Below are 17,008 nucleotides of genomic sequence, written 5' to 3' on the forward strand. Positions count from 1 at the left end.
TGGGAGCGGGGTGTCCGGGTGGGCGGCTAGGTTCGGGGCGTGGCCTTGACGATCCATCGCGCGGAGCGAGCTGACGTGCTCGCAAATGGGCTGGCGCGGCTGCTCGCGGAGCCGCCCGCGGACCCGTTCGAGCGCGACGTGGTCGTGGTCGCCGCCAACGGGGTGGAGCGGTGGCTCGCGCAGACCATCAGCCACTCGCTCGGTGCCAGTGGCGGGCGCGACGACGGCATCTGTGCCGGTGTGGAGTTCGTCCGTCCCGTCCAACTGTTGTCCGAGCTCACCGAGAAGGACCGCGACGACCCGTGGGCCAGCGGCCGGCTTGCGTGGACCGTGCTCGACGTCCTCGACGCGCACCTCGACGAGCCGTGGCTCGAGATCGTCGCCCGCCACGTGGGGCGGGGCATGGCGCCCGCCGACGAGGCCTTGCGCCGCAGCCGGCGCTATCCGACCGCACGTCGGGTCGCGTCGTTCCTGCACGGCTACGCGGTCCAGCGCCCGTGGATGGTGCAGGCCTGGGGCGCAGGTGACGACGTCGACGGGCTGGGTGCTCCGCTGCGCCCCGAGAGCCGCTGGCAGGCCGAGGTGTGGCGGCGCGTCGCTGCCCGGCTCGACGGCCATCCCTCGCCCGACCGACGGCTCGCCGAGACCGCCGCCCGCCTGCGCAGCGGCGACCTCGACCCCGACCTGCCGCAACGGCTCTCGTTCTTCGGCCACACCCGCATGCCGCACGCCGAGCTCGACGTCGTCGACGCGCTCGCCCAGGTGCGCGACGTGCACCTCTGGCTTCCGCACCCCTCGCGCGCCCGCTGGGACGCCGTCGCCGCCACCGCCGGGAGCTCTCGCGACGGTCACGCGCCCCGGCGCGACGAGGTCGAGACGCTCGAGACCGGCAGCACCTTCCTCACCGCCTGCGCACGCGACGTCAGCGAGCTGCAGCACGCCCTGCTCGCCCTGCCCGGCGACGCGCACGTCGAGCACCTGCCCGCGCCCGAACGCCCCACCACCCTGCTCGGCGCACTCCAGCGTGACCTCGCCGCCGACCACGACGGACCCACCGACGAGCCCGCCGACGGGGGAGCGCGCACCCTCGACCCGCTCGACCGCTCCGTCCAGGTGCACGCCTGCCACGGACCTGCCCGCCAGGTCGACGTGCTGCGCGAGGTCGTCGTCGGCCTGCTCGCCGACGACCCCACCCTCGAGCCGCGCGACGTGCTCGTCATGTGCCCCGACGTCGAGACCTTCGCCCCGCTCGTCGAGGCCGCCTTCGGGCTCGACGACGTGGCAGGCGTCGACCACCCCGGCCACCGCCTGCGGGTGCGGCTCGCCGACCGCGCGACCGGCGCCGTGAACCCCGTGGCCGAGGTGCTCCAACGCGTGGTCGACATCGCCGCCGCCCGCCGCACCACCGCCACCGAGGTGCGCGACCTGCTCGGCCTCGCTCCCGTGCGCCGGCGCTTCGGCCTCAGCGACGACGACCTCGAGCAGGTCGACACCTGGACAGCCCAGACCGCCATCCGCTGGGGCGTCGACGCCGACGCCCGCGGCGCCTGGAACCTCGCCGGTCTCGCCCAGAACACCTGGCGGTCCGGGCTCGACCGACTCGCACTCGGCGTCGCCACCGACGGCCAGCGGCACGACGGGCAGCCCGGAAACCGGCTCGGCGGCGTGCTTCCGCTCGACGACCTCGGCAGCACCGCCGTCGACCTGGTCGGACGCCTCGACGAGGCCGTCGCCCGGCTCGGCTCCGTCCTCGCCGACGCCGAGCCGCAGCCCATCGCCGACTGGTCCGACCTGCTCGCCCGCACCGTGCACATGCTCACCGACGTGCCCCCGCGCGACGCCTGGCAGAAGGAGCAGGTGCTGCGCATCCTCGCCGAGCTCGCCGCGCCGGCCGTCGGTGCCGCCGAGGTGGGAGGCGAGAACGGAGCAGGTGGCACGCTCACCGTCGTCGAGGTCGGGGCCTTCCTGGCCGACGCGTTCGCGCCCCGCCCCACCCGCACGAGCTTCCGCACCGGGTCGCTGACCGTCTGCACGATGGTGCCGATGCGCTCGGTGCCGCACCGGGTCGTCTGCCTGCTGGGCGTCGACGCCGACGCCTTCCCGCGCACCCCCACGCCGCTCGGCGACGACGTGCTCGCCCGCACCCCGCTCGTCGGTGAGCGCGACGCCGCCGGTGAGGACCGGCAGCTCTTCCTCGACGCCGTGCTCTCGGCCACCGAGCACCTGGTCATCACCTACACCGGCGCCAGCGAGCACACCGGCCGTCCGCTGCCGCCCGCCACGCCCGTCGGCGAGCTGCTCGATCAGCTCGACCGGACCGTCCCGGGCGCCGACGTCCGCGCCCACGTGACCGTCCACCACCCCCTGCAGTCGTTCGACGTGCGGTCCTTCACGCCCGGCGCCCTGCTGCCCGGCACGGCGTTCAGCTTCGACGCCGCCGCCTACGCCGGTGCCCGCGCCACCACCCGCGAGCCAGAGCCGGCAGCGCTCTTCCTGCCCGACAGCCTGCCCGAGCAGCGCGCCGACGTGGTCACCCTCGACCAGCTGCGCGAGCTCGTGCGACACCCCGTCAAGGCCTTCGTCACCGGGAGGCTCGACGTCCGCCTGCCCTACGAGGACGACCCGGTCGACGACGCGATCCCGCTCGACGTCGGCCACCTCGAGCAGTGGGGCGTCAGCCGACGGGTGCTCGAGGCCGTGCTGGCCGGCGCCCCGGGCGAGGAGGCCGAGGCCGACGAGCTGCGTCGCGGTCTGCTCCCTCCCGGACCGCTCGCCGCCGCCACCCTGCAGAAGAGCCGCAGGCTCGTGGGCGACCTCTTCGCCTTCGCCGCACCGCTGCGCACCGAGGCCGCCCACAGCGTCGACGTCGACGTCGAGCTGGCCGACGGGCGTCGCGTGGTCGGCACCGTCGCCGACGTGCACCCCGCGCACGCCCTGCGGGTCACGCCCTCGACCGTGCAGGGACGCCAGCTGGTGGAGGCCTGGGTCGACGTGCTCGCGCTCGCCGCCGCAGGCCAGGGGCTGCCGATGCACCTCGTCGGTCGGGTGTCGGCCGGACGCGGCAAGGCGCCCGGCGTCGCCACCATCGCGCCGCCCACCGCCGACGAGGCGCGCGCGATCCTCGCCGAGGTCCTCGACCTCCACACGCTCGGGACGAAGCGCCCGCTGCCCCTCCCGGTCAAGACGTCGCAGGCCTACGCCTCAGGCATCCGTCGTGGGAAGCCGCAGATCGCCGAGGTCTTCGCCGAGCGCGAGTGGGTCGGCAGCCGCGACATCCCCGGTGAGGACGCCGACGCCTACCACCGGCTGGTCTACGGGCCCTCACTTCCGTTCTCCGCGCTCGTCACGCGCGGGCTCGACCAGCACGCCGTCACCCTCTGGACGCCGCTGCTCGACCGGCTGGACGGTGCCTGATGAGCGAGCGCCGCCCTGCCGTCGTCGACGTCGCCGAGTTCGACATCACCGACCCGCTGCCCACCGGCACCACGCTGCTCGAGGCCAGCGCCGGCACCGGCAAGACGTGGGCCATCGCCGCGCTCGTCACCCGACTGGTCGCCGAAGGTCACGCCGAGCTCGACGACCTCCTGGTCGTCACCTTCGGCCGCGCCGCGAGCGCCGAGCTGAAGGACCGCGTGCGCGAGCGCCTCGTGGAGGCCGACACCACCCTCACCACGGGGAGCGCGCCCGAGTCCGACGCGCTCCTGACCCTCCTGCTCGACGCGCCCGAGGCCGAGCGCGCCCAGCGCCGACGTCGGCTCCGGCGCGCCGTCGCACGCTTCGACGAGGCCACCATCACCACCACCCACGGCTTCTGCCACGCCGTGCTGCGCAGCCTCGGCACCACCGGCGACGTCGAGCCCGGGTCGGCGCTCATCGAGGACGACACCGAGATCGTCGACCAGGTCGTCGCGGACCTCTACCTGCGCGCCGTCGGCATGGGCGCCACACCGCCGTTCGACCACGCCGAGGCCGGGCAGCTCGGTCGTCGCGCCGTGGAGGACCCGTCCGCCCACCTGCTGCCCACCGACGCCCCGCAGGGGTCACCGCCCGACCTGCGCCGTCGCTTCGCCGGGGCCGTCCGCGACGAGTCGGCCCGACGTCGACTCGCCGCCCGCACCCTGTCCTACGACGACCTGCTGCAGCGACTCGCCGAGGCGCTCGAGCCCGCGGCCTCACCCGCCCGCACCGTCATGCGCGACCGCTGGCGGTTCGTGCTCGTCGACGAGTTCCAGGACACCGATCCGGTGCAGTGGCAGATCCTGGAGCGGGCCTTCCTCGGCCACGCCACGATGGTGCTCGTCGGAGACCCCAAGCAGGCCATCTACGGCTTCCGCGGCGGCGACGTCGACACCTACCTGCGCGCCGCCGCCCAGGCCGACACCCGCCGCACCCTCGTCGAGAACCACCGCAGCGACGCACCGCTCGTGGCCGCCGTCGACACCGTGCTGCGCGGAGCGGCACTGGGCGACCCCGAGATCCTCGTGCGCCCCGCCCGCGCCGCGCTCACCGGCTCACGCCTGCACGACCCCGAGCACGAGGCGCCGTTCCGGCTCCGTGCCCTGCTGCGGAGCGACGCCCAGCACGAGTCCGACGCGCCCCTCAAGATCGGCGACGTGCGCCCGCGGGTGGCCGCCGACGTGGCCGGCGACATCGCCGCCCTCCTGCGCAGCGGCGCCACCTACGACCACGGTGCGGGACCCGTCCCCCTCACCGCCGGCGACGTCGCGATCCTCGTCGAGCGTCACCTCGAGGCCGACCTGCTGCACGAGGCCCTCGCCCGACTGGGTGTTCCCGCCGTGCGCAGCGGCGGCCCCGACGTGCTGCAGAGCGACGCCGGGCTGCAGTGGGTCACGCTGCTCACGGCGCTGGAGTCCCCGCACCGCAGCGGCTACGTGCGGGCTGCGGCCCTCGGACCGTTCCTCGGCCTCACGGCCGCCGACCTCGCCACCGGGGGAGCGGACCCCGATGGCGACGGCCTCACCGACCGGGTCTCCGCCCAGCTGCGCGACCTCGCCGACCTGCAGCGCGAGCGCGGCACCGCCGGCATGGTCGAGGCGCTCACCGGCGACCCGGCGGTCGTGGAGCGGCTGCTGCGCCACGAGGGCGGCCGACGTCAGCTCACCGACCTCGAGCACGTGGGCCACGTGCTCGCCGGCGCGTCTCGCGAGCACGGGCTCGGCCTCTCGGGCCTGCTGCGCTGGCTGCTCGACCGACGGTCCGAGAGCGCTCCGTCAGCCGACCGCACCCGTCGGCTCGACACCGACGCCGACGCCGTGCAGATCGTCACCACCTTCGTGAGCAAGGGGCTGCAGTACCCCGTCGTCTACGTGCCGTTCCTGTTCGACCGCTACGTCCCCACGCCCACGATGGTGCGCCTGCACGACGCCGACGGCCGCCGCTGCCTCGACGTCGGCGGTGACGGACCCTCGTGGCGCATCCATGCCGCCCGCTCCGACGCCGAGCGGGCCGGCGAGGCCCTCCGCCTGCTGTACGTCGCCATGACCCGCGCGCAGTCCCGTCTGGTCATGCACTGGGCGCCCACGTTCAACGGCAAGCACGCCGCCCTGCACCGGGCCCTGTTCCGTCCCGACCCCGACGACCCGGTCGTGCCCGACACGCAACCGGTCGCGTCCGACCACGACGCCGTCGCGCGGCTGCGCGCTTGGCAGGACCGCGGAGGTCCGGTCGTGGAGCAGATGGTCACCCAGACGCTGCCGCTCGACCCCGCACCCGCCGACGGCACCGAGCTCGTGCTCCGCCGGCTCGGGCGCGAGGTCGACACCACCTGGACGCGCACCTCCTACACGTCGCTCGTGCGCCGCGACGACGGACGGTCGGTGGCCAGCGAGCCCGAGACCGTCGGCCCCGACGACGAGGTCGACGTGGTCGCCGACGTCGGGGTCGCGCCCACGCTCGGCCCGTCGCCCTGGGCCGACCTCGTGGGAGGCGCTGCGCTCGGCACCCTCGTGCACGGGGTGCTCGAGGACGTCGACGCCGACGTCATGGCCACCAGCACCGATGCCATGGAGCGCGAGGTGAGGCTCCGAGTCGAGGAGCAGCTGGCCCGCCGACCGATCGCGGTCGACGTCGAGGCACTCGTGCCCGCCCTCGTCGGCGCGCTGCGCACCCCGCTCGGCGCGCTCGCGGACGACCTGACCCTCGCCGAGGCGCTCGCCCGACGCCCGTTCCGCGAGATGGACTTCGAGCTGCCGCTCGCCGGCGGTGACCGTCGCGGTCGGGTGGACCGACCCGGCACCCTCGCCGACGTCGCCGACCTGATGGAGCAGCATCTCGCGGCGGCCGACCCGCTGCGGCCCTTCGCGGCCGAGCTGCGCGACGCGTCCCTGCGCGGCCGCACCCTGCGCGGCTACCTCACCGGGTCCATCGACCTGCTGCTGCGACTCGACGGCGACCGCTCGCTCGTGGTCGACCACAAGACCAACCGGCTCGAGGGCCCCGACCTCACCGAGGCCGGGGGAGGACTCGAGGCCTACGCCCCCGACCGTCTCGCCGGCGCGATGCTGCACACCACCTACCCGCTGCAGGCCCTGCTCTACGCCGTCGCGCAGCACCGGTTCCTGCGGTGGCGGCTGCGCGGGTACGACCCCGACGAGCACCTGGCGGGCGTCCTGTACCTCTTCGTGCGCGGCATGACCGGTCCCGACGTCCCGCGTGGCACCGACGGGGCGCCCTACGGCGTGTTCGCGTGGCGCCCGCCCACGTCGCTCGTGCTCGGGCTCAGCGACCTGCTCGACGGGAGGCTCGCACGATGAGCGAACAGCCGATCGTCGTGGGCGACGACAGGCTCGACCCGTTCGACCGCCAGGTCGTCCAGACGTCCGACGATGGCGTCCTGGCAGTGCTCAACCGCGCCGGGCTGCTCGCGGCGGCCGACCTGCACGTGGCCCGCACCGTCGGCCGTCTCGGCAGCGAGGACGACGAGGCGGTGCTGCTGGCCGTCGCCCTGGCCGTGCGCGGCGTGCGTCTGGGGTCGTCGTGCATCGAGCTCGCGCCGGTGGTGGCCGACCTGCGGGTCGAGGCGCCCGACCTGTCGTGGCCGTCCTTCGCCGACGACGTCCCCGCCTGGTGGGCGCGCATCGTGGCCAGTCCGCTGGCAACCGGCCGCGACCGGGTGCTCGTCGCGGAGGAGCCGCTGCTGCACCTCGCCCGCTACCACGCCCTCGAGGTCTCCCTCTGCGACCGGCTCGCCACCCGCCTGGCCCTGCCGGCTCCCGCCACGGACGACGAGGCGCTCGGCAGCGACCTCGACCGGTTGTTCGGTGAGCCCGGCTTCGACGAGCAGCGAGCGGCGGCCGAGCGCGCCGCGCGCTCCTGGACGAGCATCCTCACCGGCGGACCGGGCACCGGCAAGACCACCACGATCGCCCGCCTGCTGGCCGCGCTCGCGGCCCAGCACGCATCGGCCGGTCACGCCCGACCGTTGAACGTCGGCCTCGCCGCACCCACCGGCAAGGCGGCCGCCCGCATGCGCGAGGCCATCGTCGGCGCCGCCTCCGGCACCGTGTTCACGGCCGACGAACGCACCTGGCTGGAGTCGCTGCGCGCCGTAACGCTGCACCGGCTCCTCGGCGCCCGACCCGACCACCGCACCGCGTTCCGCCACCACGCGGGCCAGAAGCTGCCCTACGACGTGGTCGTCGTCGACGAGACCTCCATGGTCTCGCTGCTCATGATGGAGCGGCTGGTCCAGGCCGTGCCCCCCACCTGCCGCCTGGTGCTCGTCGGCGACTCCGAGCAGCTCGCCTCCGTCGAGGCCGGAGCGGTGCTGCGCGACGTCGTCGACGGACTGGGTGGCCCTGGCCACTCGGCCGTCACCCACCTGACGCAGGGGCACCGCTTCGACGGGGGCATCGGCGACCTGGCCGCCGCCGTGGTCGAGGGCGCCGCCGACGCCGCCCTCCACGTGCTCACCGGGGGAGTAGAGGGCCTGACCCTGCGCGCTCCCGACGAGATCGACGCCGTGGTGGCAGAACGACCGGCCGACCAGGCCCGCGTCGTCGCCCGGGCCGCGCTCGAGGGCGACGTCGACGTTGCCCTCGCGGCCCTGGCCGAGCATCGGCTGCTGTGCGCCCACCGCGACGGCCCGTTCGGGGTGAGCCACTGGAACGAACGGCTCGAGCGCGAGGTCCGCACCTTCCCCGACCCGTCGCGACCGTGGTTCGCCGGCCGTCCCGTTCTCGTCACGCGCAACGACCCCTCGCTGCGGGTCAACAACGGCGACGTCGGGGTGGTCGTCGACGACGGACACCGGCTCGTCGTCCACCTCGACACGCAGGTCGAGGTGTCGTCGTCGCGGCTGTCGTCGGTGCAGAGCGCCTACGCGAGCACCGTGCACCGCAGCCAGGGCAGCGAGTTCGAGCACGTCACCCTCGTGCTCCCTGACGAGGACTCCCTCGTGCTGACCCGCGAGCTGCTCTACACCGCGGTCACTCGCGCCCGCACCAGCCTCACGGTCGTGGCCACGCCCGAGGTCGTGCGCGCGGCCGTCGAGCGCCGCACCGCACGCGCCAGCGGCGTCGCCCGCCGGCTGGCTGCGCTCAGGAATTCTGGGTAGTTCGTCCGTTTCCACCCGTCCGCGCCGACGTTCGGGCACCCTCGTGCTGGGAGCACGAGGACGAGGGAGCGTTCGATGTGGAAGAAGACGTCGTACCCGAGGAAGCAGTACCGCCAGCTTTTGCGGAGATGGCTCATGCGGAACAAGCGCGCGGTGGCCACGGTGGCGGCGATCTTCGCCGGGGTCGTGGCACTCGAGATTGCGCTGCTGCGCCTGCTGCCGTCGCACGACTACGCCACGACAGCCGTATGGGCGCTCCTGCCGGCGACCTTCGTCGTGTTCTGCTGGATCGTCCACACCGCCTTCTTGACCCACGAGGGTGGCGCCATCCACCAGCTTCGAGGTGCGTGGGGCGAGGACAACACGAGCACCGAACTGCAGGCCGCGAAGCGTCAGGGACTCATCTGGCGTTCCGTCGACAGCATCGCGCTCGAGAACGGTGACATCGACCACCTCGTCGTCACCCGTCGCGGCGGCATCGTCGTGGTCGACTCCAAGTGGTGCAGCGACCTCGACGACGAGAAGCGTGCGGTCTTTGCCTTCACAGCACGTCGGGCAGCCAAGCGAGGTCAGGCTCTGGTCAACACCGTCACTCGACGCAGCCACGGTCGGCACAGCGCCCCGCGCAAGGCCCTGACGGTGACGCCGGTCGTGGTCGTGTGGGGTGCCGCGCAGTCGTCGGTGCGCGACGACGAGGTCGTCGACGGCGTGGCCATCGTCCGCGGATCGGGCTTCCGCACCTGGCTCGCCCGCCTCGAGGCCGAGACGATCTCGCAGAAGACCGCCACGGAGCTCGTGGCACGCATCGAGGGGTTCGACGAGAACCGACGCGCGGTGGTCCGCGAGCGGGAGCGCGAGCGCGAGACCGTCACGCCGGTGCGCACCTAGACCGTCCTCGAAGATGCAGGGTGAGGGTGTCCCTGACAGGCTGGCCGGGACCGATCAACGACCCGGGAGGACACCCCCATGAAGAAGCTCATCTACGCGACGGCCTTCGGCATCGGCTACGTGCTCGGCACCCGGGCCGGCCGTGAGCGGTACGAGCAGATCCGCCAGGCCGCCGAGAAGGTCCAGACCGACCCGCGCGTGCAGGACGCGGTCCGCAAGGCCGAGGGCATGGCGCAGGACGCGGTCACCCTGGCCCAGGACGACGAGCGCCTCGCCGACCTCGCGCACAGCGTGAAGGACTCGGCGCAGAAGGTGCGCGAGCAGGCCGTCGGCGTCGTCTCGTCGGTGCGCCAGAGCGTGGAGGACGACGACGTCGTGGGTGACGTCGTCGACACCGCCAAGGGTGCAGCGAAGGACGTCGCCGACAGCGCGAAGGCCGCGGCCGACGGCGGCGGAGTGAAGAACGTCGTCGACACGGCCAAGCACGCGGCGAAGGACGTCGGCGAGAGCGTCAAGGATGCAGCCGACGACGGTGCGATCGAGGACGCGGTCGGCACGGCCAAGGACGCAGCCGGCGACGCGAAGAAGGTCGCCGAGGAGTCGGCCTCGGAGGCGACGCGGAAGATCAAGGCGGCGGCCGACGAGGCGCGCGGCGAGTCCGGTGGCGCGGACGCCGACGGCGAGACCTGGCCCCCGCACCCCGACGAGCACATCGCCGAGCCCGAGGACGAGGTCGTCTTCACCACGGGACCCGACGACAAGAGCTGACCGCCGGCTTCACGCCGGGTCACACGGTCCCGGTCCGGCCCCGAGCCCCCATCGGTGGATCCTCAACCGCAGCGCGTCTGCTGCGGTTGAGGATCCACCGATGAGGGGGTTGTTCGACCACTGATGTCGAGGATCCACCGATGAGGGGGAGAGCGGCGGTCAGGCGCCGAGGCGGGAGCGGACCTGCTCGAGCACGCGCGGGGGGAACTCGTGGGTGCGTCGGCAGCGCTCCACCAGGTAGAGGATCTTGTTGAGCCGGGGGCCGGGAAGCTCCACGCCGCGGGCCTCCAGGGCCGGACGGAGCACGTTGCGGTCGAAGGCTCCGTCGCTGCGCTCGGGCTCGTCGCGCCATCGCGCGAACGCTTCCTTCAGCTGGGCGTGTGCCACGACCCCGTTGTCGGGCGAGATCGCCACGGCGATCGCCGCCACGAGCCAGGCGTCGTCGTGCTGCAGGGCATCGACGTCGAGCTGCACCGTGCCGGTGCCCGACGGACGGAGCGTCGGGGGATCGAAGTCGACCACCAGCTCCAGGGTCTGGTCGGGGAAGCGCAGCGAGATGCGCGTGCCGGGGGCGGTGAGTGACATCCGCTGGCCGGGCACCGGCGTCGACGCGTCGCCGTCGGGGGTGACCACCTCCATGACCACGCCGTTCGCGCGCTGGCCGCGGTGGAGCACCGGATGGCCGGGCCCGGACTGCACCACCACGGCAGGGTCGCTCAGGTAGGGGAGTCGGACGAGCACGTACGCCGACCCCCCGATCTCCTCGACGGCCACCGGCCGCTGCTCCGGCAGCGTCATGCGCCGGGCGAGGACCAGCTTGCCGCCTGGCTCCACGACCGTGCTGCCGCCGACGTCGGGGCCGACGGACCAGGCGATGCGCAGCACGGGACGTCCTTCGCTGGGTCGATGGGTCTGAGCGGGTGAGGGGAGCGGCCGAGGAGGTCGGTCGAGGACGATCATGCCAAACCCGGAGGAGGACCCGACACAACCGAAGCATTGTGCACGATGTAATCGTGTGCAATGATCGACGAGGCGCGAGACGGCGCCGCACCCACGACTTCAGGAGGACGCATGGACGCGATCTACACGGCAGAGGCACTCGCCACCGGCGGAGGGCGCGACGGCGGTCACGTCGTCACCTCGGACGGCCAGCTCGACGTGCGCACGGCACTGCCGAAGACCATGGGCGGCAACGGCGAGGGCACCAACCCCGAGCAGCTGTTCGCCTCCGGCTACGCGGCCTGCTTCCACGGCGCCTTCCAGCTGGTCGCTCGCCAGGCCAAGGCCGACGTCAGCGACTCCACCGTCGGCGCGAAGGTCGACATCGGGTCGAACGGCCAGGGCGGCTTCGACCTCGCCGTGACCCTCGAGGTCACCGTCCCGACCCTGCCGCACGACGAGGCCCAGGCCCTCGCCGACAAGGCCCACCAGGTGTGCCCGTACTCCAACGCGACGCGCGGCAACATCGAGGTCACGATCGTCGTCACCGACGACTGAGAGCCCGCAGGCCGCGCTGTCGCTGGTGCGTCCTGCCTTGGGAGGAGCCGCGGTGGAACATGTTCCACCGCGGCTCGACTCTTTCGTGCCTCCGCAACGACGATGGCGAGCATGACCACCCTCGGCTCGCTCACCACCAACCTGTTGATCCTCGCCGCCTTCGTCGGCGTCGTCGTGGTCGCCCTGCGGGTCGCGCAGAGCATCTTCGGCACCGGCTCGAAGAAGGCCGCCGCCACCGAGGCGGCCGCCCGTCTGGTCGCCTACCCGACCGGTTCGGCCGCGGTGCTGCGCCGTCGCTTCGTGAAGGCGCTCACCAGCCAGCACGTGGTCATGCCGAGCGGTGACCGCGTGGCCTTCAGCGAGCTGGTCGTGCGGATCGCGCCCGAGGACCTCGAGCGCCTCGATCCCGACGGCGACACCGATCGGCTGGGTGACGACGCTGCCAAGCTCTACCGCACGCACGCCGAGCGCGAGGGATGGGCCGTTCCCGACCACGTCGACGTCGAGGTCGAGGTCGACCCCGGTCTGCGGTCCGGCTGGGTCCCGCCGGCCCGCGGCAGCCGCTCTGGGTCCTCCCTGCGCCGACCGCTCGAGCAGACACCGAGCGCCGGCGGCTCCGACCGCGAGGAGCCCGACACCGGACTCGACTGGGACGTGCTGGTCGACCCGGCCCGTACGGCGTCCGACGGCCGCGCCGGGGGCTCGGGCTCGCGGCCCTCCCACCCCGCCGTCGCGAGCCAGGAGACCATGGCCTTCCCGGTCCTCGTGCCGCACGACCCCATGCCCACGGTCAACGTGGCCGGCGACCTGTTCCTGCACCGCGGTGGCGAAACGGTGCGGGTGCCCCGTGACGGCGTGACGACGCTCGGACGCCTCCCCGACTCACCACTGCGCCTCGACGAGCCCGAGATCTCCTACCGTCACGCCGCCATCCGGCTCGACGGTGCCACCTGGCAGGTGATGGACGTGGGCAGCACGAACGGCACCACGGTCGACGGCGAACGCATCGGTGACACCTGGTCGCCGCTGCGGGACGGCGTGGTCCTGGCCCTGGCAGGCGTGCGCGTCACGGTCGGCTCGGACTCGCACGGGACCGTGGCGCTCGGTGGCGTTTCGCGGGCCACGTGACAATGGTGCCCATGGCTGATCAGCGGAGCCGTCGCCGACGGTGGACGAGCTGGTTCGTGCCGTCCGCCGAGGGGCACGCGCACGGGCACGTCCCGGGGCACCACCGCCCGCACGGGTCCAGCCACGGCCGCACGGTCCCGCGGGACGACGCCGTCACCGCCGAGGTCCCCGTCGTGGCGCCGGTGGTGCCGGCGCCGAACGGTCCCGTGTCGTCGTCACCGTCGTCGGGCACGGACGGCCGCGACACGGTGGAGCCCCAGGTGGACGCCGGCCGCTTCACGCTCCAGGGACGCATCGGGGCGGGGAACCACGGGGTCGTCTTCCGCGCCGTCGACCGCCACCTCGGCCGCCAGGTCGCGATCAAGCGGTTCTCGCACTTCCTCGCCGACGACCCCCGCGCCATGCGGCGCATCACCCGCGAGGTCGAGACGCTGGCGCGGGTGTCGCACCCGAACGTGGTCACCGTGCACGACCTGGTGCGCATGCCCGACGGCGACGGCGAGGTGGTCCCGCACCTGGTGATGGAGCTCGTCGAGGGCACCTCGTTGCGCGACCTCCTGGCCCAGCGCGGGCCGAGCCCGAGGTCCGTGGTCGTGGTCCTGGGCGTGCTCGACGGGCTCGCGGCCTGCCACCGAGCCGGCATCCTGCACCTCGACATCAAGCCGGCCAACGTGCTGGTCACCCCCGCCGGCGGCATCAAGATCGTCGACTTCGGCATCGCCCGCGCGGCCTCCGACGCGACGGCCACCGTCGCCGGCACGCCGCACTACATGGCGCCGGAGCAGTACGACGGCCGTGCGGACGAGCGCAGCGACGTCTACTCCGTCGGCTGCCTGCTGTTCGAGTGCCTGACGGGCCGGGCGCCGTTCGAGGGCACGATGGCCACCCAGCTGATGGCGCACCGCACGCAGGCCCGGCCCGACCCGCGTGCGAGTGCCCCCTGGGTGGGTGCCTCGCTGGCGGCGGTCGTCCAGAAGGCCATGGCGATCGACCCGGCCGACCGGTACGACGGGGTCGGTTCCATGGCGGCCGCGTTGTCGGCCGCGGCCGCGGACGTCGACACCGACGCAGCGGCTCGCTCCCTCCCCCAACCCGTGGCCCAGCCCGCCGCGGTGCTGCCCACCGGCCCGGCACCGCGACCCGCCGCGGACCCCGTGGCCGAGCCGATGATCCGACCGTTGTCGCGTCCGGGTGAGCTGGGGGACCGGCGGCGTCCTCCGGAGCAGGAAGCCGCGCCGGAGGCGCTCGGGCACGCCGGACCGTCGGTCACGCGCTGGACCCGTCTCGTGTCGCTGCTGCTCGGTCTCGGCGCCAGTGCTGCGGTGCTCGCCGTGGTGCCGATGGTCGCGTGGGCGAGCCTCGACCTCGTCCCGTCGTCCACCCGGCCCCGCGCGATGGACGACCTCTCGGCCGACGCGTGGTGGATGATCTCGGTCGGCATCGCTCTCGTGCTCCTGGTCCTGAGGCGCAAGCGGTTCTTCCCCCGGCTGGCGGGCCCTCCGGTCGGAGCGCCCCTGCCCGACGGTCCGCTCGCACCGAGCGCCCGAGGTGGCATCGCGATGGCGTTCGGAGCGGCGGTGAAGGGCAGCCTCCCGCTGCTGCTTCCGTGGTACGTCCTCGGGCTGCTCGCCCTGCTGACCGCGAGCGGCTTCGGTGCCCCCGACGACCCCTACGCGGACGTCTGGACGACGCTGTGGGTGCTCGCGCCGCTCGTCGCGGTCGTGCTCGGGGTGCGCAGCGTCACGGGCATGCGGATGCGTCTGGGGGCCATCACGGTGTCGTTCCTGTGCCTGATGATTGCGGCCGGCGCGGCGGTCTACTTCGTGCTCGCCGCCACCTTCGTGGTCTGAGGGCTCGGACCTCAGCGTGCGAGCAGCCGGAGCGCGCCGGTGGCCCACCACCGGCCCGCGGTCGGGCCACCCTGGCACGTGCCGTCGGACTCGCCCGGCCGCTTCACCCACAGGTACGCGTCGAGTCCGGACCGGTTGACGACGGCCGGAGCCCGCCCGATCCGAGCAGCCCGGGGATTGCAGAAGTCCCATGCGTCAGGAGGCGTCGTGGCACCGTTGCGGGACGTGTCGAGGACGTAGCGCTTCCCGGTCACGCCGCGCTTGCGCAGCGCGGTCAGCACCTGGGAGGCGTACGCGGTCTCGTCCTTCGTCGGTCGGAAGTTCGACACGTTGACGGCGAGCCCGCGCGCGGTCCGGACACCGGAGGAGACGAGGCGGTCGGCCATCACGTCGGGGGACTGCCAGCTGCTGTGCCCGGCGTCGAGGTACACCCACGCGCCGGCCGACGTCAGTCTCGAGACGGCGTGGCGCAGGAGCGCGGCTCGGTCGCCCTGACCACCGCACGCGCCCATGAGCGCGACGGCGTCGGGCTCGAGCACGACCATGGCCTGGCGGCCCTTCAGGCCCGCCGCCACCTGCGTGACCCAGGCCTTGTAGCGCGCGGGGCTCAGGCCACCTGCCGAGTGCTGGCCGCAGTCGCGGCCGGGGATCGCGTAGACGGCCACGAGCGGGGTGCGGCGGGCCTTGACCGCGCGCTTCGCGTAGGCCTCGACCTTCGACCGCACGGTCGACGCGGAGTACCCGTCGGTGACCCAGAACGCCTGGGCCCGTGAGCCGATCTTCGCGAAGCGCCTGTCCTTCGCCGCCGCCTTCGCGGCCGCGCCCGTCGGGTCCACGTAGACCGGGCGGGTGAGGCGTGGGTCGGCCTTGGTCGCGGACGCCGGAGTCGCGGCGACGAGCGCGGCCAGGACGGCGCATAGCAGCACCGCGAGCAGCCCGGACCGGGCGGTCGCGGGCAGCCTGAGACGTCGCGTGGCTCCCTCCACGGGCGAGATCCTACGGGCGGGTGACGGTCGGCGTGGTCGCTTTCGTGCACGATCCGCCGTGGAAGGCTCGCTGGGCGGAGGCACCCGCGCCGGTCAGGTCGTCGTGACGTCGGCGACCTGGGCGTCGAGGGCGGTCACGAGGGCGTCGGCGTCGACCCAGACGCTCCACCCGTGCTCACCGGCGCCGAGGGCGATGCGCCGTCCGAGCACCGAGGCGTCGGCCACGACCGGCAGAGCGGAGGTGGTGCCGAGCGGTGTGATGGTCCCGCGTTCGTACCCGGTGGCGTCGAACGCGGCGCCGGCGTCGGGCATCCGCGCCCGGTTCACGCCGAGGGCGGTGCGCAGGAGCGGCCAGGAGATCTGTCGGTCGCCGGGCACGAGGACGAGCACGAACGCGTCGCCGTGCTGCACCACGAGCGTCTTGACGATGTCGGCGGGCGGCACGCCGAGCAGGGCGGCGGCCTCCTCGAGGCTCCCGGCCGCAGGGCGCTCGACGAGCTCGACCTCCAGCCCACGGCGCTCCGCGTCGGCCAGCACCCGCTCTCGCCCCATGGGTTCATCGTGCCAGGGGCTTGCTAGCGTCGCGGCCGTGACCGAGCACGCCTATCCGGACCACGAGCGGGCGACCGTGCACCGGGTGATCGCCGAACGTCGCGACATGCGCCACTTCGCCGGAGGTGAGGTTCCTTCGGACGTGCTGGCCCGGCTGCTCGAGGCCGCGCACCGCGCTCCCAGCGTCGGCCTGATGCAGCCGTGGCGGTTCGTCCGGGTCACGGACCGCTCGTTGAGGCTGCGGCTGCACGCCCACGTCGAGACCGAGCGACGCCTCACCGCCGAGGCGATGGGGGAGCGCTCCGAGGAGTTCATGCGGCTCAAGGTCGAGGGCGTGCTCGACTGCGCGGAGCTGCTGGTGGTGGCCCTGACCGACGACCGTGACCGACACGTGTTCGGTCGACGCACGATGCCGCACATGGACCTCGCCTCCGCCTCCTGCGCGATCCAGAACCTCTGGCTGGCCGCGCGGGCCGAGGGCTACGGCATGGGCTGGGTCTCGCTGTTCGACCCGGAGGTCGTTGCCGCCGAGATCGGGATGCCCGTCGGTGCGGAGCCCATCGCGATCCTCTGCCTGGGCCCGGTCCAGGCCTTCTACGAGCGTCCGATGCTCGAGCAGGAGCACTGGACGTCGCCGCGGCCGCTCGCCGCGTTGCTCGGCGAGAACCGCTGGCCCACCGACGAGGCATCGACGCCCGTCAACCCTTGACCTGTCGTTGACCTTCGGTTCTGATGGAGGGACGCTCGGGCACCTCACCGCCCGG

12 protein-coding genes are annotated in these 17,008 nt (G+C 73.7%); 9 read left to right on the plus strand and 3 right to left on the minus strand.

Going from position 1 to position 17,008, the window contains the following annotated elements:
* Positions 1-39: 39 nt before the first annotated feature.
* From recC to ASF35_RS18365, 5 genes are all read left to right on the plus strand, one after another.
* The gene (recC, locus tag ASF35_RS12070; protein ID WP_082495491.1) at positions 40-3,414 is read left to right on the plus strand and encodes an exodeoxyribonuclease V subunit gamma; all 3,375 of its coding nucleotides are present in this window, start codon (positions 40-42) and stop codon (positions 3,412-3,414) included.
* Positions 3,414-6,773 (plus strand): UvrD-helicase domain-containing protein, encoded by a 3,360-nt coding sequence (locus tag ASF35_RS12075; protein ID WP_055967714.1) that lies wholly within the window; start codon positions 3,414-3,416, stop codon positions 6,771-6,773. The genes recC and ASF35_RS12075 overlap by 1 nt, the downstream gene beginning before the upstream one ends.
* On the plus strand, positions 6,770-8,575 hold the full coding sequence (gene recD, locus ASF35_RS12080; RefSeq protein WP_200931760.1) for an exodeoxyribonuclease V subunit alpha: 1,806 nt from the start codon (positions 6,770-6,772) through the stop codon (positions 8,573-8,575). The genes ASF35_RS12075 and recD overlap by 4 nt, the downstream gene beginning before the upstream one ends.
* A 135-nt stretch (positions 8,576-8,710) precedes the next feature.
* Positions 8,711-9,463 (plus strand): nuclease-related domain-containing protein, encoded by a 753-nt coding sequence (locus tag ASF35_RS12085; protein ID WP_055967717.1) that lies wholly within the window; start codon positions 8,711-8,713, stop codon positions 9,461-9,463.
* Positions 9,464-9,541: 78 nt separating this feature from the next.
* Entirely contained in the window at positions 9,542-10,231 is a 690-nt protein-coding gene (locus ASF35_RS18365; RefSeq protein WP_055967720.1) for a hypothetical protein, read from the plus strand.
* Between the two features lie 159 nt (positions 10,232-10,390).
* On the opposite strand, the gene ASF35_RS12095 is transcribed toward ASF35_RS18365, so the two are convergent.
* The gene (locus ASF35_RS12095; protein ID WP_055967725.1) at positions 10,391-11,116 is read right to left on the minus strand and encodes a hypothetical protein; all 726 of its coding nucleotides are present in this window, start codon (positions 11,114-11,116) and stop codon (positions 10,391-10,393) included.
* A 186-nt stretch (positions 11,117-11,302) separates the two neighbouring features.
* Between ASF35_RS12095 and ASF35_RS12100 the strand changes: the two genes are divergently transcribed.
* The 3 genes from ASF35_RS12100 to ASF35_RS12110 all read left to right on the plus strand — a co-directional run bounded on the left by ASF35_RS12100 (position 11,303) and on the right by ASF35_RS12110 (position 14,706).
* A complete protein-coding gene (locus ASF35_RS12100) occupies positions 11,303-11,728 on the plus strand; it encodes an organic hydroperoxide resistance protein (protein WP_055967727.1) in 426 nt (141 codons plus the stop codon).
* A 111-nt stretch (positions 11,729-11,839) separates the two neighbouring features.
* Complete coding sequence (locus tag ASF35_RS12105) at positions 11,840-12,856, plus strand: FhaA domain-containing protein (protein ID WP_162239315.1); 1,017 nt, start codon at positions 11,840-11,842, stop codon at positions 12,854-12,856.
* 11 nt (positions 12,857-12,867) lie between these two features.
* The gene (locus tag ASF35_RS12110) at positions 12,868-14,706 is read left to right on the plus strand and encodes a serine/threonine-protein kinase (RefSeq protein ID WP_162239316.1); all 1,839 of its coding nucleotides are present in this window, start codon (positions 12,868-12,870) and stop codon (positions 14,704-14,706) included.
* A gap of 11 nt (positions 14,707-14,717) precedes the next feature.
* On the opposite strand, the gene ASF35_RS12115 is transcribed toward ASF35_RS12110, so the two are convergent.
* Both ASF35_RS12115 and ASF35_RS12120 read right to left on the minus strand, forming a co-directional pair.
* The gene (locus ASF35_RS12115; protein ID WP_055967736.1) at positions 14,718-15,692 is read right to left on the minus strand and encodes a glycoside hydrolase family 6 protein; all 975 of its coding nucleotides are present in this window, start codon (positions 15,690-15,692) and stop codon (positions 14,718-14,720) included.
* Between the two features lie 93 nt (positions 15,693-15,785).
* The gene (locus tag ASF35_RS12120; RefSeq protein ID WP_055967739.1) at positions 15,786-16,244 is read right to left on the minus strand and encodes an aminoacyl-tRNA deacylase; all 459 of its coding nucleotides are present in this window, start codon (positions 16,242-16,244) and stop codon (positions 15,786-15,788) included.
* Positions 16,245-16,281: 37 nt separating this feature from the next.
* Between ASF35_RS12120 and bluB the strand changes: the two genes are divergently transcribed.
* Entirely contained in the window at positions 16,282-16,953 is a 672-nt protein-coding gene (gene bluB / locus ASF35_RS12125; RefSeq protein WP_055967740.1) for a 5,6-dimethylbenzimidazole synthase, read from the plus strand.
* The last annotated feature ends 55 nt before the right edge of the window (positions 16,954-17,008 follow it).

The sequence above is a fragment of the Aeromicrobium sp. Leaf291 genome, assembly GCF_001423365.1.
In the GTDB taxonomy this organism is placed as follows: domain Bacteria; phylum Actinomycetota; class Actinomycetes; order Propionibacteriales; family Nocardioidaceae; genus Aeromicrobium.